This window comes from Psychrobacillus vulpis (assembly GCF_006861825.1).
Classification (GTDB): Bacteria; Bacillota; Bacilli; order Bacillales_A; family Planococcaceae; genus Psychrobacillus; species Psychrobacillus vulpis.
The window spans coordinates 1-2,376 of the sequence record NZ_VDGI01000053.1 but is presented as its reverse complement, the minus strand read 5'-3'; the positions used below and the strand labels follow the sequence as shown (position 1 = coordinate 2,376).

At 31.5% G+C, this 2,376-nt stretch carries 2 protein-coding genes; one reads left to right on the top strand and one right to left on the bottom strand.

Annotation, left to right across the window (positions count from 1 at the left end; genetic code table 11):
• On the top strand, nt 1-649 hold a 649-nt coding region (locus tag FG384_RS19375), incomplete at its 5' end, for an IS3 family transposase (RefSeq protein WP_142644328.1).
• A 390-nt stretch (nt 650-1,039) separates the two neighbouring features.
• Here the strand turns inward: FG384_RS19375 and FG384_RS19370 are convergent.
• The gene (locus tag FG384_RS19370; protein ID WP_142644327.1) at nt 1,040-2,248 is read right to left on the bottom strand and encodes an STAND family AAA ATPase; all 1,209 of its coding nucleotides are present in this window, start codon (nt 2,246-2,248) and stop codon (nt 1,040-1,042) included.
• Nucleotides 2,249-2,376 lie beyond the last annotated feature (128 nt).

The following is a 2,376-nucleotide window of genomic DNA, read 5'->3' as shown; positions in this document are numbered from 1 at the left end:
AGAAAAAGCTAATCAAACTGTTTCAAGACGACGTCTTGGTCGTTTCATGAAAGAGCTTGGAATTGTATCTAAATACACGCAAGCTTCTTATAAACCAATGTCTACTCAACCAAATGAGGAGTCTGTTCGTAATGTGTTAAATAGAGAATTTCAAGTAGATAAAGAGATGTCCGTTTTAGTAAGTGATTTAACGTATGTGAAAGTCGGCAATCGTTGGAATTATATCTGTTTTTTAATAGATTTATATAATCGAGAAATCATTGGGTATAGCGTCGGAGAGAAAAAAGACGCAGCTCTAGTTCAAAGTGCCTTTGCATCAGTTAAGTATCCACTTGGTCATGTAAAAGTCTTTCATACAGATCGTGGATCTGAGTTCAAGAACGTTGGAATTGATGAGCTGTTAAGTAAATACAAGATTAAACGATCACTTAGCCAAAAGGGTAACCCTTATGATAATGCGGTGGCAGAGGCGACATTTAAGATATTAAAAATAGAACTTATCAACGGATCGCACTACCCTACCCTTGAACAGCTGTCTCTTGAACTGTTCGATTACGTCAATTGGTACAATAACATTCGTACGCACAGCACACTAGGCTACCTAAGTCCGGTAGAGTACAAATTCGCTTCCCTTAAAAAAGTTGTTTGATTTAGTGTTGACATACCACAACCGTTAGTTGAATAACTCTCCTCTATAATAGCTATTTTAAATTAGAGTTTTTTTACGTCTTTTTATTAGGTTTTCTTACAAACTGAATACACCTTTCTTCACAAGTATCAAATACAATAAAGTTTTTTTGTATTTGCCTTGAGAGATAGATCAATAACTGTTGAAAATTTCAACAAAGGTACTTAACCACAAAAAGATTTAACTGAACTATCTACTAATAAAGGAAGGGGACAATTTTGTCATCAAAATGTACTTGCTTTACATAGGTTTTGATAGGATTAAAAAAATACAAACTGCTCACACTTATTGGAAGCAGTTTGTATTATTGTGAGTGTTAAAGTTAAATAGATGAAATTAGTGAAATGTATCTTATTTCTTATTGTCGTTAAGTTTTACCAAAAATTGAGGTGAAAGTATTATACCAACAGACTTGGATATTTTTTGTCTAGTTTGATAATTCGTTTGAAACATATACAAATATTTTTTAACCATTTGTCTTAAGATATCTACAGCTATTTTATTCTGTCTAACGTCCTTATAAAGATTTGTAATTTCTTCATATGGGTAATGATCATAATGTTCTAATTTTATTGATGTATCAATTAATCTAATAGAAGTGTAGGGATGAATTTTCTTAATTTTATTAAAAGTATTATCTAAATCCGGCGTTCCTACTGAATTTGCTACTTTTGTGAGAGTATGTAAGGTAATAAATCCAGCCATTGAATAGAGTAAATTCCTTACCATTCTCTCTGTTTTTTCTCTATTACTTTCAATATCATTGGACTCGATAATTGTGGTGATATATTGTATTAATCCTTCTGGATCTTGCTTTAATTCCAGTACCATTCTGTGATTGATTCTTAAACCCAATTCAAATAGGACTTCGCAAAGCTCTACCTTTTCATTTGATGTCAGAGAACCATAAAAATTCTTTAATATCTGACTTATTATTTCTATCATCTTAAATCCTTTGTTTACTTGGTCAATTACTTCGATTGCCTCTTTTAGACTTATATCAACTTCTATTTCCTCTTCTTCGTCCTCCAATGTAGACGCTGCCATTTCTCTCTGTGAATATTTGGATTCTCTTTCTATTTTATCTCTTTCTTCATTTCTTAAATTACGATGTTCTTTAACATTAATATCTTCGAGAACTAACTGAGGTATCTCTTTAATTAAATCGTTAATTATTGAAATATCCCCTTCTAATTTTATAGGTTCAAGATCATTAAAGATTTCTTCTGATGCTTTGACAACTAATTCACTTACTAACGGATCTTTTGAAAGATGAGTTAAAAACATTATAATATCAGCGTTTTCAGACAATTGAAGGTTGTAACATAAAAACTTGATTTCAAGTTGTACATCTTCTTTGTGAATTTTTTTCGCTAAATACTGAGCAGTAAAATAGAAGTAAACATATGGATAATAAAATTGTAAACTTTGTCCATTAATTTTTATTATTTTCGCATCTAAAAGCTTCTTCTTAATTTCATTAAAGTTTAATTGGTCTTCATTTAGATCATATTCACTTTTGTAATTACTATGAAAGGTACTCCAACTATTCATAGTCATACTGGATCTACGTCAATATCTTGGACACAAAAAAGTTAAGTCCGTTTCAGAACGGCATCCATTCATGAAGCGTCCTGCATCCAGCGAAACCAGTCAAGTAAAGAACGTACTTGACAGCTTTCGCTGGA

Excerpts from the sequence above, each read along its gene's own strand:
- FG384_RS19370 (WP_142644327.1), bottom strand. The coding sequence starts at position 2,248 with ATGACTATGAATAGTTGGAGTACCTTTCATAGTAATTACAAAAGTGAA.